This is a genomic window from Streptomyces sp. H27-C3, assembly GCF_030063415.1.
In the GTDB taxonomy this organism is placed as follows: Bacteria; Actinomycetota; Actinomycetes; order Streptomycetales; family Streptomycetaceae; genus Streptomyces.
Genome location: NZ_JASITA010000063.1, coordinates 1 through 26963, shown reverse-complemented (window position 1 = coordinate 26963; position 26963 = coordinate 1). Strand labels below are relative to the sequence as shown.

The window sequence follows — 26963 nt, the reverse complement described above, 5'->3', positions numbered from 1 at the left end:
GGGGCTCGCCCCCCCCCCCCCGCCCCCCGACTCACCTCAGGGCTGCGGAAGTTCCGCCCATACCGTGCGGGCGGCCGAGACAGACGGGCACAAGCCTGGGGTGGGCGACCCAGGAGCCGTCAACCCGTACTCGGCGAAGCTGATCGAGGAACACGGATTCGAGGCTGCCTACCTCTGCGGAGCCGTCCTCGCCGCCGAGCTGTGCCTGCCCGACATCGGGCTGACCGCATCGACCGAGATCGCCGCACGCGCCCAGCAGGTCACCCGCGTCACTGACCTGCCGGTCCTCATCGACGCCGACACCGGGCTTCCGGGCACCCGTCAACGCGGCCCGCACCGTGCAGCTCTTCGAGGACGCGGGGCTCGCCGGACCGCACTTGGAGGATCAGACCGGCGGCAAGCGGTGCGGCCAACTCGACGGCAAGACGCTCGTGGCACCCGACGAGATGGTCCAGCGGATCCGGGCGGCGTCCGACGCCCGCCGGGACGACGCCTTCCTTTCGATGGCCCGCACGGACGCCCGCGGAGTCGAGGGCCTGCCCGCGGCGATCGAGCGGACGAAGGCGTATGCCGGCGCCGACGCGGTGTTTCCCGAAGCGCCGCCCGACGAAGCCCAGTTCGCAGCGTTCCGCAAGGCCATCGACGTACCGTTTCTCGCCAACATGACCGAATTCGACAAGGGCCCCGTGCTGAGCGCCACCACCTTGGAGAACCTCGGCTACAACATCGCCCTCTACCCCGTCACCCTCGTCCGGCTCGCGATGGGCGCCGTCGATGAGGACCGCAGCCCCGCCGCCAACCGGACCAAATCCCTCGCGCTCCTCGCGAAGCTGCCGACCGCGGTCGCGGCGGATCACCGCAGGCGGCGCGGACCCGCCCCGATCCAGCCCGATGCGGACCTCGGCTACGCCGAAAACTTCTTATACATGTGCTTCGGCCGGGTTCCCGGGCCCGAAGTGGTCCGCTGCTTCGAGATTTCTCTCATTCTTTACGCCGAACACAGTTTCAACGCGCCGACGTTCACGGCCCGCGTCGTCACCTCCACGCTCTCCAGCCTCTACAGCGCCGTGACCGCGGCCATAGGCGCCTCAAAGAGCCTCTGCACAGCGGTGCCAACGAAGCCGTGATGCACATGCTCAACGAGATCGGCGACCCGCGACAGGCCGCGGAATGGCTCGACGAAGCACTGGCCTCGAAGCGAAAGATCATGGGTTTCGGCCATCGCGTATATAAACACGGTGACTCACGCGTCCCGATCATGCAGGAAGCCATGGACCGGCTCGTCGTCCGCGCGGGCAACCCCGAAGCCACCCGCCTGGCCACACCGCACGCCGCCCTGCGGCACACCATGGTCACCCGCAGGGGCATCCACCCCAACCTCGACTATCCGGCGGGGATTGCCTACCACATCATGGGTTTCGACATCCCAGCTTCACCCCATCTTTGTGATGAGCCGCATCGCCGGCTGGACCGCCCACATCATGGAACAGCTCGCCCACAACGTACTCATCCGCCCCCTGGCCTCCTACGACGGGCCGGACCAGCGAGCCGTGCCCACGGCCTCCTGACCGGCGGTCCTGCTCGATCCCGGTGTCCCGCGACGCGCCGACAGTGCTTTGAGTACTGCCGGCGTCACGCGTTCAGGTGCGGAACGTCAGAGGGGCGAAAACCGGCCGCTACGTTTCGAAACGTCTGCCCCGTACGGAACTTCGAGCGCCGCTCCCACATCGCCCACGCCCGCTGCAAGTCCTCCACATCGACACTTTTACCGTAAAAGACATCTGACCACCCATCACAAATGTAGAAACAATGAATGTTCGAAGGGGCCGTGTATACCCGCGCGTGAGTTGGAAGAGCTCAGTGAAGCACGGTCGCGTGACTGGGCTCTGTGTAATCCATCTCACTGGGGACTCGTCTTGAACCACTCGTGGGATCGAAGTTGGAGATGCATCATCGGGCACGATCAGTACGCAACTGGTCGGCCAAAAATGCCCGATTCATGATCTGCCGACTGTGATAGACATGAAACGCGCCGAGAGCTCGCCGAAAGGTCAGGGGGCTGACTCAACCTCAGACAGACACACACGGACGGCATGACCACCGCGTACCCGGTGGCCCGAACATCTCCTCCAGGCCCAAGGCCGGACACCCCTGCGCCTTGTGACTCCTCTTCACGCGCACACACTCGCTCGTGCCGGGAGCCCCTACCCACCGACATCCTCGACCAGTGAGGGAAGTACCGTGCCGGCAGACCAGAAGCTCTACCTTCGCCCTTCCGTGGTTGCGCAGCCGCTGCTGCACCGTTGGTACGCATGGCCTTACCTACTGGCACCACACACCGGCGCCCTCAATCTGCGAGACCGTCTTCTTCCCATCGTGGACAGTTACTTGAAGGCCCCTCACATCCACGAGTCGGTCACCGCGGACCCCCACCGCTACGGCGCTCCCTTCCTGGACCCCCAAGGTGCCAGTCGCGAGGATGTCCAAGCCGTCCGGGACACCATGGCCAAGGACGGCCAGGCCAGGCTCCAACTCGCCGAAGACATTGACCAACTCCGCACTCTTCTGCGTGAGAACGCCCTCGGTGGGCCCATGGAACCCCTTTACCCCCGAGTGCCCGAAGCCCTCCGCGGACGTGTCGAACTTGTCTACGACACCGCGCACCGCCCTTCCTTCCGATTTTTTGAGCCACTGATGTACACCTCCGCCGCCTACGAACGCCACGGTCAGTGCGTTTCTCTCAGCCCCGCACAAGTTCCCCAGCCCTTCGTATACAGCAGCCCCGTCCTGCCCACCCCCGACCGTCTCGACATCAACCTGCCCTTTGATTCACCTTTGTGGGACGAGCTCTTCACCGCCCGCACCACCCCCGTCGATGTCCCCCAACTCGCCGCACGCCTCGGCATCCCCGACGCCGACACCTTGAATTTCACTGCGCTCTTCCATGACACCCCGCCGGCGCCCCACACCCCGCCCCCACCCGGAGACGTACGGGTGCGCTACTTCAACCACGCAACCGTGCTCATCGAAACCGACACCACCTCCGTCCTCCTCGACCCCCTTATCGGGTACACCGACGACGGCCACAGCCACTTCACCTTCGACGACCTCCCCACACACATCGACGCCGTCGTCATCAGCCACTTCCACTCCGACCACTTCTCCCTCGAAACCCTCCTCCAACTCCGCACCCGTATAGGCACGATCCTCGTCCCCCGTGCCTCCGGCGGATCCCTGCCCGACCCCAGCCTCAAGACGATGCTGCACGCCCTCGGCTTTCCCCATGTCCAGGAACTGTCCGAGCTCGAAACCCACCACATCAACAACCATGTCGAGATCACCGCCCTCCCCTTCCTGGGCGAACACGCCGACCTCGACATCCGCACCAAAATGGTCCCCCTGGTCAAAGCGAGTGGACGCACCTTCCTCTTCGCCACCGACATCACCCCTCTCGAACCCGCCCTCTACAGCAACATTCCCCACCTCACCACGCCCCCTCTCGATGCCCTCTTCATCGGCCTCGAATGCGTCGGAGCCCCCCTCAACTGGCTCTACGGGCCACTTCTGGAATCCAAACTCCCGCGCGACCACAACGCCGGCCGACGCCTCAAGGGCAGCAACGCCGCCCAGGCCGACCAGCTTGCCCAACAGCTGAACGCACAACATGTCTACGCCTACGCCATGGGTCTCGAACCCTGGCTCAAGCACCTGACCGGCTCCGACTACGACCCCGAGGCCGAACCGGTGAAACAAGCCACCGTTCTCACCGAGCTCAGCGCTCAACGCGGCATCGGCGCCGAACTCCTCCGTGATCAGGCCGAGCGCACCTGGCCCGCCCTCGGCCCGACCGAGCAATAGGCGGCGACCGGAACGCCCTTCCCTGCCGTACTCGCCGTAGGTCCTCTTGGGTGGTGTGCACATGCAGAGCAACGCCGATCGCGGCAACGCGCCACTGCGCCGTTTCGGTCCGCCGAGGCCGGGCGCGGACGACGCCCCACACGCCACCTTGGTGTGCTTTCCACATGCGGGGGGAGGGGCGACCGGCTTCGCGCCCTGGCGGCGGCTGCTCCCCGACCGGCTCGATCTTTACGCCCAGGTGGCGCCCGGACGCGAGGAGCGCGGGCAAGAGGACCTTCTGGGATCGGTGGCCGAGCTGATAGCGGATGTGCTGCCGGACGTGCTTGCGCTCCCGGATCCGCTGATCCTGGTCGGGCACAGCTTCGGCGCCAGCCTGGCCTACGAACTGACGCACCGGCTGACTGTGGCAGGGCGCCCGCCGGCGCGTCTGGTGGTGCTGGCGGCAGCCGCCCCGGGGGAGACCACGTTGCATCCCCCCAGTGACGATCACGAGATCGAACTGCTCTGGAAGCGGCTCGGCGCGAACCCGGCCGGACTTGCCCGCCCCGGGTTCCGCGAGTGGCTCTTCCCGGTGCTTCGCGCGGACTTCACCGCGCACGCGGCCTACCGGCCCCCCGCCGGCAGGCCACCGATCACGGCACCGGTCACGGTCATGTACGGGGACGAGGATTCCGTGCTGACCGAGGAAGGGGCCTCGACCTGGCGGCGGCTGTGCGCGGGGCCCTTCGAGGTCACGCCGGTACCGGGCGGGCACTTCTTCCCGCAGGCCTCGACGGCCGCGACGATCGGCGCGCTCGTCCGTGCCCTCAAGGTTTAGGGCGCAGCACTGTCCAGGTGCTTCCGGTGTCGGCCCGGAGTATGTGGAGGCAATGGGGCCCGACGTTGCCGACGGACATGCCCAGACTTTTCCTTGCCATGGATCCCGCCGCGACCGGATTTCCTTCCCGAAATTACCTCGTAGAACAGAGAAAAGCCCTCTTGATCGCCCGATCGGTAACGGTTAGGCTACCGGAGCCGAGAATTCAGGATAGTGCCACAGGGGGAGCGTTTGTCGATGAGCAATGACGATCCGAGGACCCTTCATCTCCTTTTTGAGGAGTGCGCCCGAAGGGTGCCGGGAAATATCGCCCTGGAATTCGAAGGCGAATGCATAAGCTACGCCGAACTCAATCGCAGGGCCAACAGACTGGCGCACCACCTGCGGGACACCAGCGGCGTCCGTCCGGACGACCGGGTGGTGATCCTGGTACGGCATCCGGCGCATGTGATCACCGCCATGCTCGCCGTCCTCAAGGCCGGCGGCGCGTACGTCCCCCTGGACCCGGACAACCCGCCCGGCGTGACGCACCGTATCGTCGAGGACGTGGCGCCCAGGGCGATGGTGATCGAGTCATCGGCGGCGGCGGGAGCGGCCTTCTTCGACGGTGACCTGTTCGTGCTGGACGTCATGGGCGCCGCCCTTGACACCCCGGACTCCGACCCCGAACCGGCGTCGGCGGTGTCCGACCTCGCCTACGTGATCTACACCTCGGGCACGTCGGGCACTCCCAAGGGGATAGCCGTCGAGCACCGCGCCATCGTCAACACGGTGAAATGGCGCAATTCCTATTACGAATTCGGTCCTGACGATGTGACGCTGGCAATTCCGCGACCGTCGTTCGACAGTTCTGTCGCGGACACCTTCTGCGCCCTCACATCCGGTGTGCGGCTGCTCCTGCCCCATCGGGACCGGGTCACCGACCGGCATTACCTCACCGGCCTGATGAAGCATCGGAACGTCTCTCATTTCCTCGTCACCCCCGCGCTGTACAAGCGCCTTCTCGGCAGTATCGATTCCCGGTCGACGAAATCCCTGCGCAGTGTGACGATCGCAGGCGAGTGGTTCACGTCGAGTCTGACCCGTGAGCATTTCCGCCACCTCCCGGAGGTGCGGCTGTTCAACGAATACGGACCCTCCGAGAACGCGGTCTGTTCCACCGTCCATCCGCTGGCCGCCACCGATACGAGCGTGCTCATCGGCAAGCCGATCGCCCACACCGAGGCGTTCGTCCTGGATGAGGAGGGCACGCCCGTCGAACCGGGCGGAACCGGGGAGCTCTACCTGGCCGGGGCCGGACTGGCCCGGGGCTACCTGGGCAATCCCGAGCTGACCGCGGAGCGATTCTTCACCCCGTCGGCGCCCCCGGCCGCCGGAAAGCGGGTCTACCGGACGGGGGACATCGTCCGGCTGCGCGAGGACGGGAATCTCCAGTTCATCGAGCGCCGGGACGGGCAGGTGAAGATCCGGGGCCGCCGGGTCGAGTTGGGCCACGTGGCCGAGATCCTGGCGAAGGACCACGCGGTCGGCCACGTCCACCTTCTGCGCCGGGACACGGACTCCGCGACGCCCCTGCTGATCGCCTTCGTCCTGGGGCCCGCCGCCCGGGACGTCGACCGGCTCCACGCGCTCGCGCAGGGCAACCTGCCGGAGTACATGGTCCCGTCCGCGATCATCCCGATCGACGCCGTGCCCCTCACCGGCCACGGCAAGGTCGACGAAGCGGCCCTGGCGGCCCTGTACGCGGACATCTCCGGTCAGGGCGGCCCCGCACCGGAGCCGGCGACGGAGGCCGAGGCCGTGCTCCTGGAGATCTGGCAGAAGCTTTTCGCGCCACTCAGCATCGGCCTGGACGACGACTTCTTCGACCTTGGCGGAGACTCCCTCAGCGTGATGGATCTCGTCTCCGGCGTGGAGGAGCGGCTCGGGGTGCAGTTGGACAACTCGGCCGCCTACACGGGCCGGACCATCCGCAGCTTGGCCCGAATCATCGAGAACCGACAGAACGACAAGGCGGGTACATCTTGAGCAGGCAAAGCGGTACTGATTCCATGTTCGCCGGTGTCGACTACGACGTGGTCATCGCGGGCGGCGGCCTGGCCGGGCTCTGCCTGGCCAAGCAACTCAAGGATGAGCACCCGTCGCTCTCCGTCCTCGTCTGCGAGCGCGAGCGTTCACCGATCCCTCTGTCCGCGTTCAAGGTCGGCGAGTCGACGGTCGAGGTGGGCGCGCACTACTTCGCCGAGACCATCGGTCTGCGCGACTACCTCGAAGAGGAACACCTGGAGAAGCTCGGCCTCCGATACTTCTACGGGGGCGGCTCCGGTCTCCACGAGGAGGCGGAGTTCGGTGTCAACCGATTCCTCCCGGCGAAGTCCTACCAACTCAACCGGGGCTCCCTGGAGGAACACCTGCGCGTGGTGGTGGAGGGCACCGGGGCCGTGCTGACGCAGGGCGTCAAGGTTCTCGGCATCGACCTCGGGGAGCAGGACGCCGCGCACCGGGTGACCTACCAGTCCGACGAGGAAGGCAGCCAGGAGACCACCGTCACCTGCCGCTGGGTTGTCGACGCCACCGGCCGCCACCGGCTGCTGCAGCGCAAGCTCGGCCTCGCCAAGCGGTATCCCAAGCCGCACAACTCGGTCTGGTTCCGGCTCGAAGGCCGACTCGACACCGACAAGGCAGTCGATGCCGACCAGACCGACTGGCACGACCGTATCCACGAGCAGCGCTGGCACTCCACCAACCACTTCATGTTCGAGGGCGGTTGGGTGTGGGCCATCCCGCTGGCCCCCGACCACACCAGCGTCGGCATCGTGGTGTCCGACGAGCTCCACCCGGTCACCAATTTCAACCGGATAGAGAAAGCCATCGACTTCGTGGTCGAGCGCGTCCCGGGCTTCGACCCCGCCATCCGCGAGCTGCCGGTCCTCGACTTCCGCGTCCTGAAGAACTACAGCCACTCCTCGCAGCAGGTCTTCTCGCACGAGCGCTGGGCGTGCGTCGGGGACGCCGGGGTTTTCGCCGACCCCTACTACTCGGTCGGGTCGAACCTGATCGGCTACGCCAACGGCTTCGTGACCGAGATGATCGGCCGGGACCACGCGGAAACTTTCGGCGAGGGCTTCGTGCGATACGCCAACCGGTGGTTCCTCTCGCTGGCGGAGGGACTCACCCTGAACATCCAGGGCTCCTACGCGTTCCACGACAACGCCGTGATCATGTCGTTGAAGACCATCTGGGACTACTACGTCGGGTGGTCGTTCTCCGACCCGCAGTTCTACGGGAAGACCTACCTGGACGAGTCGGCGAGCACGACGCTCAGCTCCCTGGGCGCGCACGCGGTGTCGACCCAGGGCACCATCATGAACCTGTTCCAGGCCTGGGCGCGCAGCTACCGCGGTGTCTTCGATTTTGACTACATCGACTACTACGACGACCTGCCGACGCTCGCCCGCCTCTTCACGCAGAACCTGCCCGGCGCCGAGACACCCACCTTCGGCACGGTGCTCGTGAGCGTGCGCGACGGCCTGGACCGCATTGAGGAACTGGCCCACGTCATCTTCTACCTTGCTCTTGAGGACGCCCTGCCCGAGCGCCTGGAGGAGATCCGCTCCCGTGGCTGGCTCAATGTCTCGGCGCTGAGCCTGGACCCGCAGCGCTGGGAGCAGGACGGCTTGTTCGCGCCAAAAAGCCGGCCCCGGCTGGACGAGGTCAAGGCCCTGGAAGAGGAGCTGCGGAGCCTCTACCGCACCTCGTCAGCCGTCGGGAAGTAGCCTCCCGCTCCTGTGGCACCAGGCTTCAGCCGCTCGCCCCGGACAGTCCGACTGTCCGGGGCGAGCGGCTGTGCTGTCCAGCCGGTCACGCCCGTGGCCGATGTGGGCCGCAGGCACTGGACTGGTGGGGGTGCGTCCGCGGGCTTCGTCACGGCGATGCAAAGGCCGAAGAGGCGAGAGGCGGAGGGACACTTCTCCCTCCGCCTCTCAGGAACAGGAGTAGGAGCAGCAGCAGGAGCTAGGTCAGGTCTTCGGGCGCCCAGCAGCCACAGGCTGCCCGGAGTCGTCCCGGACACCGGTTTGGCCGGGGCCTGTGGCTCGGTCTTTGTTCGGCCACATACGCTGGACCAGGACCAGCAGAGGCTGCGTCAGCAGCGTGGTGGCGATCGCCATCAGCACCAGCACGGTGTACAGCGGAGCGCTCAACAAGCCCGCCTGGAGACCCGCGTTGAGGGCGATCAGCTCCGTCAATCCGCGGGTGCTCAGCAATACCCCGATCGTCATCGACGTCCGGTTGTCCAACCGGCACATGCGGGCGGCCAGCGCGCCGGAACCCACCTTGGTGACGACCGCCAGCACAGTGACGCCCACCAGGACGGATATCGCGGTGCCCTCCAGTGCCCCGACAGAGACGCTCCGGCCCGAGACCACGAAGAAGAACGGCAACAGCAGCGACCCGATACCGTCCAGCGAGCGCACCAGGTCCGGGTTGAGGGTGCCGTCCGGCTCGCGCGGTGTGACCACCCCGGCGAGCAGCGCCCCGAAGATCACATGCAGGCCGAGCGCGCTGGTCACCCAGGCCGCGGCGAAGGCGAAGGTGATCAGTACCGCCAGCCGGGCACTTGAGGACACGCCGGGGGACCGCATGAACCGACGCAGCAGCAGTCGGGCCGGCCAGACCATCACCACGATGGTCACCACCAACAGGACCAGTCGCAGGGGGAGTGACATCCCGGACCCGTCCCCGCTCTCCATGATGGTGCCGAGCAGGACGGCCCAGCCGACAACGTCGATCAGCCCGGCGGCGGACACGGCGATGACTCCGGCCACGGTGCCGGCCAAACCGTTCTCCCGCACTACGACGATCAGGACCGGCACGGCCGTGATCGACAGCGCGACGGCCAGGAAGAGGATCGAGCGTACCGAGACATCCTCGGGTATGCCGAGCTTCTCCAGCGTCCCGTGAAAGAGGAGCGCCGCGCCCGCGCCTGCCACCATCGGGACTGCGAATGCGGCCGTCGCGACGGTCAGCGTGGACCGGGACCGGCCACGCAGCAGGCTCAGATTCAGCTCGTAACCGACGAAGAAGAGGAAGAGGACCAGCGAGACCTGGCCCAGCGCCGTGAGCATCGGCGTGATCTCGGCCGGGAACAGGGTTTCGCCCACTTCGGGCGGGAGTTGGGACAGCAGGCTCGGGCCGAGGGCGATGCCTGCGATCAACTGACCGACGATGGAAGGTTGTCCAAGTTTTCGTGCCAACAAACCCGCGCCGTTGGCCGCCACCAGAATGACCGCGGTGGCTCCCATGAGGTGGGTAATGGTCTCGTCCGGGCTCACACATTCCCCTGTGATCGGTTCCGCAAACGGATGGTTGCGTGCGGTGGATCGGGCGGCCCGAACCTTGTTGACCAGGCTGGGGACGCCCGCGCTGAGGCAAGTGGCCGCCCCCGGCGGAGTGGAACTCGACGCTGGTGCTGCGGGGGTGGTTCGCTGACTCTAACCGAGGGTGATCTCTGTCAAAGGGGCTTGGCACGACCTGATCGAAACTTGTGCCAGCTCGCCGACGAAAGGTGTTGCGGGTCGCCCCGGGGCTGTCGTAGCGTCAAGTCTGTTCAATGCCTGGTGCGTCGGAGTCGGGCGAGGTAGGAGCGAGCCTTTTGATCGCCACCGCCAGAGCGGCGCCCTGGAGAACAAGCCCCCATCTCCGCCCCCTTGTCCAGGCCGTGCATCCTCGACATGCGCCCCCGGCCTGGAATGCCTCCCGAAGGGCTCATCGCGTTGCGTCACTCATCGGTATCGGCTGATTCGGTCTACCCCCGGCCGCTGGAAGCCTACGGTTGGTCCACTGAACTCGATGACATCTTCACCTCTGTGACCGACGGCTCGTCCGTACCCGGGCGGGTCGTTCGGGTCGACCGTGGCCGTTGCGACGTGGTGATCGCCGACGGCGACTCCGCGGTATCCGTCGTGCACGCCGACACCGGACCGGTCGCTGACCCCGACCCGATGCGGCTGCCGTGTACGGGTGACTGGGCCGCCGTCTCGATCAGCGCCGCCGGGACGTATGTCCAGGCCCTGCTGCCGCGCCGGACGGCCATGGTCCGCTCCAGCGCTTCCCAGCGTTCCGAGGGACAGGTGCTCGCGGCCAACGTCGACACCATCGCGATCGCGGTGTCCCTGGACGCCGAGCCGGACCTCGGCCGCATCGAGCGGTTCCTCGCCCTCGCATGGGAGAGCGGAGCTCAGCCGCTGATGGTCCTCACCAAGTCCGACCTCGCAGAGGACGCGGACGCCGTCCGCGAGACGGTCGAGCAGGCCGCGCCCGGGGTGGATGTCCTGGTGGTCAGCGCCACGACCGGGGAGGGTATGGATATCCTCGGAGCCTGTCTGTCGGGGACGAACGTCCTGGTCGGGCAGTCGGGCGCGGGCAAGTCAACCATCGCCAACGCGCTGCTCGGCCGCTCCGCCATGGACGTCCAGAAGACCAGGGGCGACGGCAAGGGACGCCACACCACGACGACCCGCGAGCTGATGCCCCTGCCCGGCGGTGGTGTGCTGATCGACACCCCGGGTGTTCGCGGGGTCGGCATGTATGACGCCTCCGACGGTCTGCAGCAGGTGTTCTCAGAAATCGAGGCGCTCGCCGAGGACTGCCGGTTCCGCGACTGCGAGCACTTCGCGGAACCGGGCTGTGCGGTGGTCGAAGCCATCGAGGACGGCATGCTGCCGCAGCGCCGACTGGACAGCTACCGCAAGCTGGTCCGCGAGAACGAGTGGATCGCCTCGCGGAGTGACGCGCGACTGCGTCAGGATCGACTCAAGGATCTGAAGGCGCAGGGCAAGCAAGGCATGGCCAACATGATCGCGAAGCGTGGCTGACACGAGGCGAGGGCCCGGTCGGCGGCCGACGTACGGACGAGGCCCCCGGCCCGCCGCTGCGCAGGCACGGTAGGCGTGGAGCCACCCTGTGGTGTCGCGGCGGGTGCCCCTGCGGTACGTGGCCCTGCCGCGGCCTGCGTGCGATACACGGGCCGTTCGGCGGCCCGCGCTCAGTGATGGGCGCGCATGCGCCCGCCCGACGTGGTGTTCGAAGGCGGTTGCCGCTCACGCGTTGAGGAGAACGCCGCGGCGCCGGCGGGCAGTCATCTTCTTTCTCCCCCGAGTAAGGGAATGCGCAAATGACATCTGACTTTGCTGTGCCCGCCACCAGAATCCGCCCGCGGCGCTTGGGTTCCGCGCAGCCCACACCGTCCCGGGCAGTGCTGCCGCTGACGACGGCCGCCATCGACGGCCTGGCCAAGGTCTCCGGCGGGCGGCCCCTGGAGGAGTTGGTCGGCCTCACCGCGGCGACGGTGGTGGTGATCGGCTCGGCCGAGCACACCAACGAGCCGATGGTCGCCGTGGAAGGGCCGACCGGGCCGGTGTTGTCCGGAGTCGGACTTGCCGCGCAGGCCACCGTCGCCGATCTGGTCATGGCCGTCGACGCGTCACTGCGGACGGCAGCCGTCGTGGCCGATGCGGGGGCAGCGCTCACCGGCGCCGTGCTGGTCCGTTCGGCCCGGGTCCGTGGGGACCTCGCCGCCCGTGCGTCCCACCGGGAGTCCATCGAACTGACGCTGACCGAGCCCGGAGCGGACGGCGAGCGTGAGCTGCGGGCCGCGGCCGCCCCGGAGCTCACCGACGTATGGTTCCTGGAGGTCCTGCTGCGCTCGGTGGCCGGTGTGCTGGCCGGATTCACCGACCCCCGAAGTACCGTCGCGGCCCTGCCGTCGGCCGGACCGGAGGATGTGGCGACATCGACCGGGTTCGGCCGGTACGGTTTCGAACTCGCCTTCGCCACCACCACGTTGACGGCGCCGATCGAGGCCATGGTCCGCAAGCACCCCGACCGCACGGCGGTCGTTGCTGGTGCCGACACGCTCACCTATGGCGAGTTCTGGCAGGCGGCAGAGGCGGTCGCGGCCCGACTGCGGGCCTCGGACATCGGCCGGGGCGACCGGGTGGCGCTGTTCACCGGCAAGTCGATCCATGCCGTTCCGGCGATCGTGGGCACCCTGATCGCCGGAGCGGCCTATATACCGCTCGACCCCCACTCACCGGCCGCGAGGCTGGCCGAGATCCTCGACGACGCCGAGTGCTGCGCCGTTCTCGCCGCGCCCGACATGCTCGCTGAGCTGCCCGCAGGGCTCTCGGCTCCGGTGATCGACATCCGGTCCGCAGTCGGCCACGAAGCGGACGGCCGCGATCCCCAGCAGTCCGGGCCGTTCCCTGACGATCTCGCGTACGTGGTGTACACCTCGGGGTCGACCGGCAGGCCCAAGGGCGTGGAGATACAGCACCGCGCCATCGCGAGCTATGTGCACTGGAAGCTCGGCAACCACGGCCTGGACCTCGACACCAGGCTGCTACAGCTGCCGTCCCTGGCCTTCGACAGTTCGGTGGCCGACCTCTTCCCCGTACTGGCCTCCGGTGGACGCATCGTGCTGGCGGACACGCACAGGCTGCTGCCTCGTCAGCTGGCGGAGCTGGTGGAACAGCACCGGATCACCCATCTGACGACTGTCCCGAGCCTCTACCGGGTCCTGCTGCACGAGCTCGCGGGCGTCGCGGCGACGCTCCGCCTGGTCACGGTGGCGGGTGAGGCCACGACGGCCGATCTGGTCCGCCGGCACCACGAGTTGCTTGGCGGGGTCAGGCTGGTCAACGAGTACGGTCCGACAGAGAATTCCGTCGGCGCGACCGCGTTCGACCACGGCACCGACGCCGGACCCGGCGTGCCGATCGGGCGGCCCATCAGCAACACCGTCGCCACCGTGACCGGGCCCGACGGCCGACCCCTGCCCGTCGGCTTCGTCGGAGAGCTTCGGTTGGCGGGGCACGGCCTGGCGGTCGGGTACCGCAACCGCCAGGAGCTGACGGCCGCTGCATTCGTCGCCGACCCCGACGCACCGGGCGCACGGAGCTACCGCACCGGGGATCTCGTCTGGTGGCGCCCGGACGGAATGCTGGAGTTCGCCGGGCGGGCCGACGACCAGGTGAAGATCCGCGGGCACCGGGTGGAGCCGGGGGAGGTGGAGAGCGTGCTCGCCCTCCTGCCCGGGGTCCAGCAGGCGGCGGTGACGGTGACGAGCGGCGCCGATGGCGCACCGGCGCTGGCCGCCTGGCTGAAGGTCGTCGGCACCACCGTGGAGGAGATCCGGGCGCGGGCTGCCACCGGACTGCCGCCCGCGATGATCCCGACCTACTTCACACTGGTCGACGAGTTGCCCAGGCTGGTGAGCGGCAAGATCGACCGGGAGGCCCTGACCCGTCGCTCCGAGCCGTACACGACCACGGCACCCGAGCCGGCGTCGGCGTCCCCATCGGTGTCTTCGCAGTCGCAGGTGGAAACGGACGGCGACGAGCTGGAGGCGACGGTCGGGAACATCTTCAGGGAGGTTCTCGGCTGTGGCCCCACCGGTCCCGACACCGACTTCTTCGAGGAGGGCGGGCACAGCCTGCTCGCGATCTCCGTCCTCGACGGCATCGAGAAGCAGCTGGGCGTGAGTGTGGACATGGGCGACTTCTTCGAGACGCCCACCGTCCGGGAGGTCACCGAACTGGTCCGGCGGGCCGAGCCGGTACCCCAGGAGCGGGCACGCGCGGAGGCCGGCCGCGCGGCCGGCTGAAGGGCCTGAACCACAACCCGCCTCGGGTGCTGCGCATGGTCGGCGCCCGACGTGGGGTGCCGCGGTAATTACCCCGCGGTACCCCGCCCGCCCGGCGGGATCACGGCCCGACCTGGCGGCAGTTCATCCGTACACCCGGAGCGACCGCCGGACCGTGTGCGGAAACGGGAACGGCGCGGTCCATGGAGCAGTGGACCGCGCCGTTCCCGTCGGCCGACTCGGGCCGATCAGCCGGGAGTCGATCAGCCGATCAGACGGGAGCCGACGGATCGGCGCATGGCCCGCGACTTACGGAGGTCGTGGGTCACGTTGACTCGCTTGAGCCAGCGGTCCGTGCCGTCGTAGCGCGCCTCGAAGGCACTACGGCTGTGCACCACCTGGTGGTTGTTCATGAAGACACAACTGCCCGCCTCCAGCGGGCAGTCCGTCAAGTTGGCCTGAAGCAGTCGCTCCGCCGCCGCGAAGGCCCGTGCGGCCTCGGGGTCCCCCTCCGGCGCCGACATGTGCGTCGCGTCGAAGCACAGCAGAGGGTGGGACCGGGAGCCGGTCAGCACGGGCACGAGACCGAGACCGTTGATCAGTCGCGTGATGTTCTCGAAGACCAGCCGGTCCTCCTCGCTGTGCACCGTGTTGTTCTCCGGCAGGTGCGACTTGTCGGGAACGATGTGGAACCGGCTCTGGAAGAGGATGTCGAGCACGTCGTCGGGCAGTACCGAGAAGTCCGCCTCCGCGACAGTGACCGGGACGGAGTCCGGGTTCCGCAGCGACGAGAGAATGATGTAGTCGGCGCGGTACGGGTGGAAGGCGTCCTCGGTGTGCAGGGTCAGCGGCGTCTTGCTGCCCGTGCCCAGCAGTTCGCGTTCGTACTGGCGTATCGGGAACACGTCGTTGACCAGATGGCCGTCCTGCTGGGTGGCCCAGCCGAAGGGCTCGCCGAGCAGCGAACTGTAGAGAAGGATCATGATCTCCTCGGGCAGTTCGTGATGGACCCGCTGCTCGTCCTTCCAGTGCACGGGGGTACGGCCGATGCGCTCGTTGTTGACCAGATGCCCGCTGACCGAGCAGAAGCCCTGGGCCTGGTCCAGCGAGAAGGCGCGCAGGAACCGCCGGATCCGCCCGGGCAGCCCGTCGGTGAGCGACGGCAGTTCCTGGAGCAGTCGTTCGTCGTCGGCCGCGACGTACTGCTCGGACAGTCGCAGTGTCAGTTCGGACACCTGCCGGGCCTCGGCCGCGGTCAGTCGGAGCTCCGTCCCGGTCCGGGTGTTCGTTGACGTCGTCATGATGCTTCTCCTCATGGGCAGGGGCGAAGGGCCGGGTCAGGCGTCGAAGTGGAAGCCACTGAAGGTCCGTTCCGTGGGCGCCGGCTCGGGTGCGGGCTCCGCGGGGTCGTGCAGGAGGTGCGTCAGTTCCTCGCCGAGCCGCCTGACCATCCGCTCGGCGGTGTCGGCGGCGTAGCGCAGGGTGTCGTACTGCAGCACCAGCCGCATCCCCCGCGCGTGCTCCACGAACTGGAAGGACAGCTCGAACATGCCGACGCGCACCGGTACAGGACCGCCACTCAGGGCGATACCGCCCGGCGGGCACGGGCCGGTGTCGATGCGGGGGTACAACGCCGCCCAGACGTCGAAGAACGGCATCCGCCCGGGGGACCGCGGTGGATCCAGAGCCGCGACGAGCGCGTCGAAGGCCACCTCGCTGTGGTCCACCGCGTCCATCGTGCGCCGTGCGACCTGACGTACGAGATCCTCCGCGGACATCGAGTCGCGTACCTCCAACCGCAGCGGAACCGTCGCGACATGGAAGCCGACCTCCTTCTCCTTGCCGAGCCGCGCCCTTCGGTCCACGGCCGTGCCCAGACAGATGTCCGTACTGCCTGTGACCCCGGCCAGGGTTCGCGCCACGGCGGCGGCCAGTGGCGCGAACGGGCCCGCGTGGTGCCGCCTGCCCAGGTGCGTCAGCCGTTCCAGCACGTCAGGACCGATCTCTTCCACAGCGGTTGCCGTGGTGCCGCCGACCGGACGGGTACGCGGACCCCGCACCGGCAGCGGGAGCGGCGCCGGGGCGGGGAGGAGCAGGTGGCGCCAGTGGTCGAGGGCGGCCCGCGGATCCGTCGCGCGGTCGGCGGGCGGCACCTTCCGCGGCTCACCGGCCGGCTCCTGGACAACGCCGGACACCGGGTCCGCGTAAGCCTCAACGGCTTCGGCCGCGAGAATCTCCAGGCTGCGTCCGTCGCACACGAGGTGATCCGCGACCAGCAGCAGTGACCACTGGCCGCCGGGACAGAGGAACAGGGTGGTGCGTGCGAGCGGCCCCGTCGACGGGTCGAACGGCGCCTCGACGCGTTCGTTCACCAATGCGTCGAACCGGCCCGCGTTCAGGTGGCGCGCCCGCAGGTCGACCACCTCGAACGGCGGGACGCGGTCGGTGACCACCGCACGCGGGGCCCCCTGTGCCTCGACGAACACGGTCCGCAGCGCCGGGTGGCGCCGTGCCACGGCGGCCAGGGCGCCCGCCAACCGGTCGACGTCCACGGGGCCGGCGCCGTCCAGCAGACAGGGCACCGTATAGGCGCCGGAGTTGCCGTCCCCGCGCTGTCGCTCCAGCCACAGCCAGCGGGTCGCGTCGGCGACCTCGGTACCGGGCAGCGGTTCGGCGTCCCGCTGCCGCGGTACAAGCGGCGCGACGTCGGCAGGTTCGGTGGTTGTGGGACCGACTCCGTCCAGCCGGGCCGCGAGGAGTGCCGGGGTGGCGGCGTCGAAGATGTCCCGCACGCGGACCCGTACCCCGAAGGCGTCCTCCACGGCCACGGCGAGTGTCAGGGCCGACAGACTGTGTCCGCCCGCGAGGAAGAAGTCCGTGTCCGGGGTGACGTGGTCCAGTTCCAGTGCGCCGGCGAACAGCACGCACAGGCGCTGCGTCGGATCGGGGTCAGAACTCATAGTGCGTGTCACTCCAAACAGAACCGGTTGCGGAGGGGTTCCGGGACGTGGGCGGGGGTGCGGCCGGTGCTGGGCCACCGGCCGCCGGTGTGACCCGACCGGAGGTCAGGCCGTGCAGCACACGGGCGATGTGATCGGCGTAGGCGCCGGCCTCGGCCTCGTCGAGCAGGTTGTCGTCGTACGTGAGGTCGAGGTGCAGCTCCTCGCCCTTGACCCGCGCGTACAGCCACAGGTCACTGGTGGCGGCCAGATCGTGCGCCAGCAGGTCCTCGACCACCTGGCTCCCCGGCCGCAGGCCCGCGTTCTCCCAGCTCACGCCGAGGTCGAGCAGCAGACTGCGGCCCGGGCCCGCGCGCAGGGCCAGCCGTTCCGCAAGGACGTCGAACGGCAGCCGGGAGTACTCGTACGCCTCGACGATCCCACTCTGGACCCGGGGCAGCAGGTCCCTCGCGGTGACCTCGCCGTCGAAGGTGACCCGCAAGGGCACCGCGTTGACCAGATAGCCGATCAGGGCATCGGCCTCGGGCCGGTGCCGGAGCCCCGCGGCGAAGCCGACAACGAGGTCCGCGGCCCGGGTGCGTTGGTGCACGGTGGTGGCGAATGCCGTCACCACCTGTGCGAACGGAGTCGCCGGGGCATCGCGGAGCAGGGACGCGGGAACAGTCCTGCGGACCAGTCCGGTCCGGCCCCGGCGGCGTCGTCGTCGAGCCGGGTCCACGGGATCGGGCCCCTCCACGATGCCGCGCAGCCGCTCCTGCCAGAACTCCACCTGGCGCTCGGCCTCCGGTCCGGCCAGCCACTCCTGTTCCTCCCGGACCCACTCCTGGTAGGTGTAGGGGAGCCGGGGCAGCCGCGTCGATTCCCCGGCCAGGATCTGCTCATAGGCCGCGAAGAGGTCGCGCAGCAGTACGTCGACGCTGGCGCCGTCGTAGATCAGGTGGTGTGCGGTGACGGTGAGCAGGTCGCCGCCGTCGATCCCTGCGAGCAGCCGCACCTCGAAGAGTGGTGCCCGTTCCAGCGCGAAACTGGCATGCCGCGCGTCGTACAGCGCGGCCGTGGCCTCCGGGCCCGAAGGATCGGCGCCCGGCAGATCCACCACGACCAGCGGCGCACCGTCCGGCAACCGCTCAAGTACGGTCAGCTCCGCCTCCGTCCCCCGGGGCAGGACCTGCGCCCGCAGCATGTCCTGCCGCTCGACGACGGCCTCAAGGGCGCGGCGGAGCGCGTCGGCATCGATCCGGCGCCCCAGGCGCACCAGGTCGGAGATGATGAAGGTGTCCGAGCCTGCCCACCGGGAGGTCAGCCAGACGCGGCGCTGAGCCCGGGACAGCGGGAGGAAGCCGCCTGCCGCGGACCGGCCCGCGGCAGGGGGGTACTGCGTGCCCGCGTCGGTCGACTGTCCGGCGATGGCCGCGGTCAGCGCGCGCACGGTCTGGAAGGTGAAGACAGTACGCACCTGGACCCGCAGCGCGTGTGCGATGCGCGCGGCGGACAGACTGTGCCCGCCCAACTCGAACAGGTTCGCGTCCGGGTCGGCGACGGGCCGCTCCAGGACCTGCGCCCACACGTCCGCGACGTGCTGCTCGGCCTCCGTGAACGGGAGGGCGGCAACAGGGGAGTCCGCGTCCGACAGGGCATCGGCGGGCGCGGGGAGCGCCCGTCGGTCGAGTTTGCCGCCGGCGGCCACGGGGAGGGCGGGGAGGCGCACGAAGGCGACGGGCACCATGTACGCGGGCAGCCGCCCCGCCAGGTACTGCCGGAGCACCGCCGGGTCCGACTCCCCGACCACATAGGCGACCAGCCGTGGTTCGCCGTCGGGGCCGTCCACGGGGACCACGGCGGCATTGCGCAGGCCCGGGGCTTCGGCGAGGACTGCCGCCACCTCGTTGGGCTCGACCCGGTTGCCCCGGACCTTGAGCTGGTCGTCGGTCCTTCCCAGGTACTCCAGGCGCCCGTCGGGCAGCCGGCGGGCCAGGTCGCCGGTGCGGTACATCCGCTCTCCCGGGCGCACCCGGCTGGGGACGAAGCGGGCGGACGTCAGCTCCGCGTCGCCGAGGTAACCGCGGGCCAGCCCGGCCCCGCCGACGCACAGCTCACCCGGAGCACCCAGCGGCACCAGCTCACCCCGCGCGTCGAGCAGGTCCACCCACTTGTCGGGCAGCGGTCGGCCGATCGAGGCGTCGCCGGACGCTGTCGGGACCCGCCGGTCCGGCGTGCCCGCGACCTCCGTCGGGCCCACCGGCTCCACCGTCGTCACGACGCTGTCCTCGGCGGGACCGTACTCGTTGAACAGCTGCACGCCGGGAAGGAGTTCGGCGTGGCGGGCGGCGAGCGCCCGGGTCACCCGCTCTCCGCCGAGCGCGATCTGGCGTACCCCGTGGAACGCCGACCCGACCTCGTCGAGCAGCATCTGGTAGAGACTCGGTACGAGCAGCACATGGCGGATCGGGTGCTGCCGCATCACCGCGGCCACCGCCTCCGGCGTCAGCAGCTGATCCCGGGTGACGATCACCATGGGCGCACCCGACCCGAGGGCGCTGAACACGTCGGCGATGCCGGCGTCGGCGTGGATCGGGTCCACCTGGAGGACCGCGCCGTCGGCATCGAGCCCGTAGTGGTCGATGCGGAATTGGACGGAGTTGACGATGCCCCGGTGCTCCACCATGACGCCCTTGGGCGCTCCGGTGGACCCCGAGGTGTAGACGACGTACGCGAGATCGGCGGGGCCGGAGGTGGGGCGGGCCGGGGGTTCCTGTGGCTCGTCCCGGGCCTGATCCACCCCGGAGGGGTCGGCGGCGGTCACCGTGGGAAGGCCCTCGTCGGCCGCGATCCGGGTGAACTCCGCCGACGTCACGGCGGCGACCGCGCCGCTGTCGCGGAGTACGGCAGCCAGCCGGGCCGCCGGCTGCTGCGGATCGAGGGGGAGGAAGGCCGAGCCGGTCTTGAGGACGGCGAGCAGCGCGACCGGCATCCATTCGGAACGGTCGCACAGTACGGCGACCACGCGGTCGGGACCGGTCGGCGCCGCCGCGGCGAGCCGGGCGGCGAGGACGTCGGCCCTGCGGTCCAGTTCGCGGTAGGTCAGGACGCGTTCGCCGCAGACAACGGCTCGCCCCCCGGGCGCACACCGTACCTGCGCGCCGACAAGGTCGAGCAGGGTTCCCGCCGTTACCGCGGCGGGAAGGCTCTCCCCGGTACCCGTCGCGATGAGTGCGTCGCGCTGTTCGGCGGGCAACAGGGGGACCGCACCGACGGGGTCGGACGGATCGCCCACCAGAGCGGTCAGGACGCGGTCCAGCTGTCCGGCCATGCGGTGCACGGTGCCCGCGTCCAGTACGTCCTCGCGGTAGGTGATCGCCACCTCGATCGGGCGGTCAGGGCCGGGTTCGGTGAAGCTGAAGGCCAGGTCGAACCCTTCCGCCCCGGAGTCCAGCCGGATGTGCTCGGCCGCCGCGCCCTCCTCGGCGCCCAGTGGGTCCGTACCGGAGACGGCGGCCTCGACCAGCACGTCGAAGATCGGGTTGCGTCCCGTGATCCGCTCGGCCCTCATCGCTTCCACGAGGTCCTCGAAGGGGTACTCCTCGTGGGCGCGGACCTCCTGCGCATGCGCCGCCACCGCTGTCACCAGGTCGGCGAAACCGCGCAGCGGATCGACCGGGGTGCGCAGCGCCACCGTATTGACGAACAGCCCTACGGAGTCGGCCAGTTCGGGATTGTCGCGTCCCGATACGACTGTCCCGAGCACGATGTCGTCAGCCTGACTCCAGCGCAGCAGCAGGACACGGACGGCGGCCACCATCGCCGTGAACGACGTGGTGCCTAGCTCCCGGCACAGCTCCTGCACGGACCGGCTCGTCCGTTCCCCGACCGTCAGCCGGACCGTTCCCGCTGCCGATCCGCGCTCCACCGGCCTGCGGCGGTCGAGTGGCAACTCCACGCCCGGTACGCCCTCCAGGGTGCGCCGCCAGAACTCACAGTCCTCCGCGTCGCCCCGGCGGGTGCGCTGCCCGAGCGCGTACGCGCCGTACTGCGTGGGCTCCGGTACCTGCTCCGCCCCGTTCAGGAACCTCAGAAGATCGCGCAGGATCACCGCGAACGACCAGCCGTCACAGATGCTGTGATGGACGGAGAGGAGAAGCGTGCCGCCGCTGCTCCCGTCCTCGACCAGCCAGTGGGCACGCAGCAGGGGACCCTCGGCCGGGTCGAAGGTGTGGCGCTGCTCCTGGCCGGCGATCCGCCGCAGCAGCCCGGCGGCTTCCCCGGCTCCGGTCCGGTGGACCCGCAGCCGGGGCCGGGCGCGCTCGGGCGCCAGCACGATCTGCTGAAGATCGTTGTGTTCGGCGCGGAACACGGTACGCAGTGCCTGGTGCCTGCCCACGGTCCGCTCCAGCGCCGCCGATACGTCGGCCGCCTCGTGGGAGCCGGACAGCCGGAAGGCTTCCACCATGTTGTACGGGCGCAGCTCCCCACCCTCGTACTGTTCGAGGAACCACATTCGGCGCTGGGCGTTGCTCGCCGGTACCGGGCCCGGGGTCTGTGGCCACGACGTACGGGGCGTGCGGTCCTGACGCCCGCCGGCCCCGGTGTCGCGCAGCAGCGCGCCGAGCCCCTCGGCCGTGCGGGCCGTGAACACCCCGCGGACAGTGATCGCGCCGCCTCCGGAGGCGGCGCCGAGCCTGCCCGCGAGAACCGCGGCGGTGAGGCTGTGGCCGCCCGCTGCGAAGAGGTCCTCGTCCCCGGCGCGCGGCGGGGCGCCGAGCACGTCGGCCCAGATCCGGGCGACGGTCCGGTCGGCCTCGTCGGTCGGTTGCCAGATCTGTCCGTCCAGGCTCGCGATGCGCGCCAGGACCGCCTCACGGTCGATCTTGCCGTGCAGGGTGATGGGCAGGGCGTCGACGCGCAGGATCCGGCCGGGGACCATGTAGCCCGGGAGCCGCAAGGTCAACCGGGCGCGTACGTCGGCCGGTTGGAGCTGCTCGTTCGAGGTGTAGACGGCCGCGACGGTGGGCGGCCCGGTGGGAGCGGTGAGGGGGAGGACCGTGGCGGCGAGGACGCCGGGAACGGAACTGAGGGACGCCTCCACCTCGCCGAGTTCCACTCTGTTGCCGTGGATCTGGATCTGGTTGTCCCGGCGGCCCAGGAAGACCAGTTCACCCCGGTCGTTCCAGCGGCCGAAGTCGCCGGTCCGGAAGGCCCTGATGCCGGGGTACGCCGGAAGCTCGCAGAACCGGCCCGGTCCCGTGGGCTCGCCGTCGAGGTATCCGCGGGCCACGCCGGGACCCAGCACATGGATCTCACCGGGCACGCCGGACGGTGCGTGGTCTCCGCGAGCGGTGAGCACCACCACCCCGAAGCCGGGGGAGGGCCTGCCGACCGGGACGGTGGTCAGTTCGGGGAAGTCGGATCCCGGGCAGGTGAAGGTGGTCGCCTCGATGGTGGCCTCGGTGGGCCCGTAGAGATTGGCGAAAATGCCCACGTGCAGCCGGCTCGCCAGCCGGGGCAGGAGTCCGGCCGGGATCTCGTCACCGCCGAGCAGGCAGATGCGGATCTGTTCCCCGGCATCCGCGGGCAGCCCCTCGGCCATGACGGAGAGCAGTGAGGGGACACAGTTGAGGACATTGACGCGGAGGCGGCGGGTGAACGACCAGAACTCCGAGGGGGAGAGTTCCTGGGGGGATCCCATGGGGACCACGCAGCCGCCCGAGGCGAGCGTGGTGAAGATCTGGTATGTCAGGGCGTCGGATGAGATGGCCGAGAGCAGGGCGCACCGGCTCTCCTCGTCGAAGCCGACGAGCCGCCCGGAGGTGACGGTCTTGTGGGCGAGCTGACGATGGGTGAGGGCCACCGGACGGGGAAGTCCGGTCGATCCGGAGGTGAAGAAGAGAATGGCCTCGTCGTCGGGGCCCGGTCCGGCCGCCGACCCGATGCCGATGTCGGTGTCGTCGGCGGTGGCCAGTGTCTGCGGGGACACCACGGGAATTTTCAAGTCGCCGGGTAGTTCCTCCTGTGCGGAGATGGCGCAAACCGCCCCGCTGAGGCGCAGCTGCCTGGCGAGCCGCACCGGGGGGTGGGAGGGGTCGAGGGGGACGAACGAGGCACCCGCCCTCAGCACCGCCACTACGGACAGCACCAGTTCCGGGCTCCGGGGCAGCAACAGCGCCACCCGGTCGCCCGGTTTCACCCCGTGGTCACGGATGAGCGACCGCGCGGCGCGCGAAGAGCGCAGGGCCAGCTCCCGGTGACTCCACACCACGGCGCCGTCGGACACCGCCTCGCGCTCCGGACCGCGGACCGCGGCCTCGTCGACGATGCCGGTGAGGGTCGCGTCGGGGAAGTCCGCCATGACGGGCAGTCCCGACCACTGCGCCAACTCGGTGCGCTGGGCGGGGCCGAGGACGTCCAGGTCGGCGACCGGCTGCCGAGGGTCGAGTGCGAGGCCGGTGAGGGCCGCCGCCGCACAGCGGATCAGAGCCGCCGCTGCCACCGGCATCGCGCCGCCCGTCTCGGCGGACAGGGTCAGCCGGTCCCCGGTCCGCCGCAGGGTCAGGCACAGGTCGACCGGCTGCAACAGCTTGCCGCCCGCCTCCTCGCACACGACGCCGAGCCGGGCGAGAGCGTGGCCTGCGGGCACCCCGGCGAGCCGCAGTCGCGAGACGACCGCCTCCCGGTCGTGCCACGCGAGGGGCGCTGCGGATTCGAGTTCGGCGTGAAGCACCGTCAGGAAGGCGGCGGCCGGTGCCTCCCGGTCGAGGGGCGCGCAGAGCGCCAGTTCCCGTGGCGCCGCGTCCGCGTCCGCGCCACCGGTCCGCCTGGACGACGGGGTGGGCGCGGGCACCAGGAGCACATGCCGGGACTCCTGGTCGAGGGCGGCCAGTGCCAGTCGCGCCGCCGCTACGGTCAGCAGCAGCAGTCCGGTCGCGTCGCCGCCGGTCAGGGCGTCCAGCCGGTGGGTGACGGCGGGCTCAATAACACATTCCGGTGTGCTTCCGGCCGGGGACACGACATCCAGGAAGGGAACTCCGTGGCCGGCTGCCAACCGGGCGAGCCAGGATTCACTCAGGGCACTGTCACTCAGCATTTCTCACGCTCACCCAATAGCCTCGATGATTCTCACGAACATGACGGCACCAGAAGATCCTGCGCAAGGGGAGTAGATCTTGTCAATCATTAATCGGAAGCCTGTAGGCGATCATTGCCCTCCCTTCCTCAAGCCGTTAGGATTGCCGATCACCGGCGCTCATTACTCACCTGAACTCACCAATCGACGGGACTTCGCATGCTCAAATCACAAAGGATCGCCACGCTGCCGATCGACTCCTACGACTTTGCCGAAGAGCTCTCGACCATCGATGCGAACGATGCCGGAGGCGAGTACGACGCGTTTACGTTCGGGTCCTGGTCTGCGCATGTTCTGGCCAATTCCGGCGGGAGCGAGGAGGACACGTCCTTCCGACCCTACGAGGGGCAGCTCGGCGTCACCGAGCTGGGCAGGAAGCTTCCGGGGATCATGTCGGTGGTCACCGACAACTTCCCCCTCGAAAGGCTGCAATGGGTACGCATATTCAGCCTCAGTGATGGAATTCTCGCTCCACACATCGACTTCCTTGAGTTCACCGATCCGGGTACGCGACTTCAAATACCGTTGCGAACGGACGAGGATTCACTGCACTCCGAGAACGACATTGTGTACCACCTCCGGCGCGGCGAAGTCTGGAAAATCCATACGACCGTTCCGCACTCCGCCCGGAGTGTCTCGCCAGTCGCCAGGCTTTCTCTCTGTCTTGATTTCGCCGGTGCTGACGAGCCGGTTGAAGTCAAGAATGCGGTTCCCGCGGAACAGCCCGTCCACATTGTTTCGCGACCGCCGGTCTCGGACGCCGAGATGGGGGAGCTGCTGTCCTCCACGGCCGGCCTGACCACGTCCACCATGCGCGCCGCCTTCCGGCGATTCGCCGCGGTCCACTTCGACCGGCAGTCCGATGCGACGGCGGCGTTCGACTGGTTCGTCGAGGCCGCCGAGCGCACCGGGGACAACGCGATGGCCGACAAGGCCAGGGCATTCCGGACGTACTGCATCGAGAAGCGGGGTTACCGGGAGGCGTTCGAGTGGTGAGGAACGAGGGACAGGGGCTGAGCCCCGGGGCCGGGCAGGGCCTTGCGGTCCAGCTTGCCGTTGGGCGAGACGGGCAGCCCGTCCGCGAGCCACCAGCGCACCGGCACCATGTAGTCGGGCAATACGTCGAGCAGCGCCCGGCGCAGCTCCGGGGCCGACGGCGGGTCACCGGTGAGAGCAGCGTGCAACTCCACCGCCCCGTCGGCCCGCACCACCGCGAACGCGGCGGCGTCCCGGACACCCGGGAAGTCCGTGAGCCGTGCCTCCACCTCCCGGGGTTCCACGGCATTGCCCCGGATCTTGATCAGGTCGTCCATCCGGCCCAGCAGCTGGAGCGTGTCGTCGGCCCGCCACACCCCCCGGTCCCGGGTGCGGTACAGCCGGCCCCCCGGTCGGTACGGATCGGGCACGAACGCGGTGCTGCTCAGCTCGGGATCGGTGTACCCCAGCGCCACACCCACGCCGCCGATGTAGATCTCCCCCACCTCCCCGTCGGGCACCGGTGCGCCCTTCTCGTCCAGGAGATAGACGTACGTGTTCCACACCAGTGAGCCGACCGGTGGCCTCGGTTCGAGGTTGTCCGCCGCGCCGCTCATCGAGTGGCTGGCCACCATGTGGTTCTCGGCAGGTCCGTAGTGGTTGTGCAGCGTGATCTCCGGCCGGCGCGTCAGCAGTTCCTCAAGAGGCTCCGTCACCCGGACCGTCTCGCCCGCGCTGATGATGTGGCGCAGATCCGGAGCGTGCTCGAAGTTCGTCGGCAGCGTCATGACCACGTCGATGAGCGACTGCGGGAAGTCCACCACCTCGATGCGTTCCTCGACGACGTAGTCGATCAGATCCCGCGGATCACGTCGTACATGGGGCTCCGGCACGTACAGGCAGCCACCCGAGGCCAGGGTGTAGAACATCTCCTGGACGGAGACGTCGAACGTGAGCGGGGCCACCTGGAGAACCCTGCGCCCGCGCCCCAGTCCGGAGCCGTCCACCTGCCAGGCGATGAAGTTGGCCAGGCAGCGGTGCGTCTGGACGATTCCCTTGGGGGCGCCGGTGGAGCCCGAGGAGAAGATGACATAGGCGGGATCCTCCGGCGCCGGAGGATCCCGGACGGCCGCCGGGGCCGAGGCGTCCGAAGGGCCCGCAGCAGCCACCAGCTCCGCCAGGCCGGTCCGCCCCCGAGCCCGCGGCGTGGCGGAGCCCACCACTTCGGGATCGGCCAGGACCAGCAGCCGCGCGCTGCTCGCCCGCAGGATCTGCTCGATGCGCTCGGGAGGGTAGGTCGTGTCCACGGGCAGGTACGCGGCCCCGGCCCGCAGCGTGCCCAGTACCGCGGCGGTGAAGTCGACCCCCGCCTGCGCGGCGATCAGCACGATGTCACCCCGACCGATCCCGAACTCCCCTACGAGGCGGCCCGCGACGGTGTCCGCCAGCCGGTCGAGCTCCGCGTACGTCACTCTCCGGCCGGGCTCGCGCACCGCCAGGGCCTGCGGGTCCGAGGACACCACCCGCTCGATCAGCTCCAGGACCGTGGACAGGCCGGTCTCCACCACGGGGCCGGCGTGCCCGGGAGGCCGC

12 protein-coding genes and 2 pseudogenes are annotated in these 26963 nt (G+C 69.3%); 9 read left to right on the top strand and 5 right to left on the bottom strand.

The annotated features are described in order from the left end of the window. Window positions 1-64: 64 nt before the first annotated feature. The 6 genes and pseudogenes from QMK30_RS35955 to QMK30_RS35925 form a co-directional block, all read left to right on the top strand. Window positions 65-250, top strand: a pseudogene (locus QMK30_RS35955) (hypothetical protein); the annotation flags it as partial. 88 nt (window positions 251-338) lie between these two features. Beyond that, a pseudogene (locus tag QMK30_RS35945) lies at window positions 339-1568 on the top strand (citrate/2-methylcitrate synthase). Between the two features lie 592 nt (window positions 1569-2160). Beyond that, window positions 2161-3858, top strand: a complete 1698-nt coding sequence (locus tag QMK30_RS35940; protein WP_349362152.1) for an MBL fold metallo-hydrolase — start codon at window positions 2161-2163, stop codon at window positions 3856-3858. Window positions 3859-3919: 61 nt separating this feature from the next. Next, complete coding sequence (locus tag QMK30_RS35935; RefSeq protein ID WP_283522551.1) at window positions 3920-4675, top strand: thioesterase II family protein; 756 nt, start codon at window positions 3920-3922, stop codon at window positions 4673-4675. Between the two features lie 237 nt (window positions 4676-4912). Then, window positions 4913-6703 carry a non-ribosomal peptide synthetase gene (locus QMK30_RS35930; protein ID WP_283522550.1) on the top strand — a complete coding sequence of 597 codons (1791 nt, stop codon included), beginning with the start codon at window positions 4913-4915 and terminating at the stop codon, window positions 6701-6703. Next, a complete protein-coding gene (locus QMK30_RS35925) occupies window positions 6700-8451 on the top strand; it encodes an NAD(P)/FAD-dependent oxidoreductase (protein WP_283522549.1) in 1752 nt (583 codons plus the stop codon). The genes QMK30_RS35930 and QMK30_RS35925 overlap by 4 nt, the downstream gene beginning before the upstream one ends. A gap of 243 nt (window positions 8452-8694) precedes the next feature. Here the strand turns inward: QMK30_RS35925 and QMK30_RS35920 are convergent, their stop codons facing one another. Then, window positions 8695-9978 carry a cation:proton antiporter gene (locus QMK30_RS35920; protein WP_283522555.1) on the bottom strand — a complete coding sequence of 428 codons (1284 nt, stop codon included), beginning with the start codon at window positions 9976-9978 and terminating at the stop codon, window positions 8695-8697. Between the two features lie 447 nt (window positions 9979-10425). Between QMK30_RS35920 and rsgA the strand changes: the two genes are divergently transcribed. Beyond that, a complete protein-coding gene (rsgA, locus tag QMK30_RS35915) occupies window positions 10426-11550 on the top strand; it encodes a ribosome small subunit-dependent GTPase A (RefSeq protein WP_502963292.1) in 1125 nt (374 codons plus the stop codon). A 299-nt stretch (window positions 11551-11849) separates the two neighbouring features. Then, window positions 11850-14339, top strand: coding sequence for a non-ribosomal peptide synthetase (locus QMK30_RS35910; RefSeq protein WP_283522548.1), 2490 nt, complete (start codon window positions 11850-11852; stop codon window positions 14337-14339). A gap of 242 nt (window positions 14340-14581) precedes the next feature. Here the strand turns inward: QMK30_RS35910 and gntD are convergent, their stop codons facing one another. Genes gntD through QMK30_RS35895 form a run of 3 tightly spaced genes read right to left on the bottom strand, consistent with a single transcriptional unit; the run spans window position 14582 to window position 24356 of the window. Next, window positions 14582-15619 (bottom strand): guanitoxin biosynthesis L-enduracididine beta-hydroxylase GntD, encoded by a 1038-nt coding sequence (gene gntD / locus QMK30_RS35905; protein ID WP_283522547.1) that lies wholly within the window; start codon window positions 15617-15619, stop codon window positions 14582-14584. 36 nt (window positions 15620-15655) lie between these two features. Further along, window positions 15656-17278: a condensation domain-containing protein gene (locus tag QMK30_RS35900; RefSeq protein ID WP_283522546.1), complete on the bottom strand. Its 1623-nt coding sequence runs from the start codon at window positions 17276-17278 to the stop codon at window positions 15656-15658. Beyond that, the gene (locus tag QMK30_RS35895; protein ID WP_283522545.1) at window positions 17268-24356 is read right to left on the bottom strand and encodes a non-ribosomal peptide synthetase; all 7089 of its coding nucleotides are present in this window, start codon (window positions 24354-24356) and stop codon (window positions 17268-17270) included. The genes QMK30_RS35900 and QMK30_RS35895 overlap by 11 nt, the downstream gene beginning before the upstream one ends. Before the next feature lie 198 nt (window positions 24357-24554). Here QMK30_RS35895 and QMK30_RS35890 point away from each other — a divergent pair, with 198 nt between their 5' ends. After that, window positions 24555-25391, top strand: coding sequence for a putative nonproteinogenic amino acid hydroxylase (locus tag QMK30_RS35890; protein ID WP_283522544.1), 837 nt, complete (start codon window positions 24555-24557; stop codon window positions 25389-25391). Here the strand turns inward: QMK30_RS35890 and QMK30_RS35885 are convergent. Further along, window positions 25367-26963, bottom strand: a 1597-nt coding sequence (locus QMK30_RS35885) for an amino acid adenylation domain-containing protein (RefSeq protein ID WP_283522543.1), incomplete at its 5' end; no start/stop codon positions are given. The genes QMK30_RS35890 and QMK30_RS35885 overlap by 25 nt on opposite strands.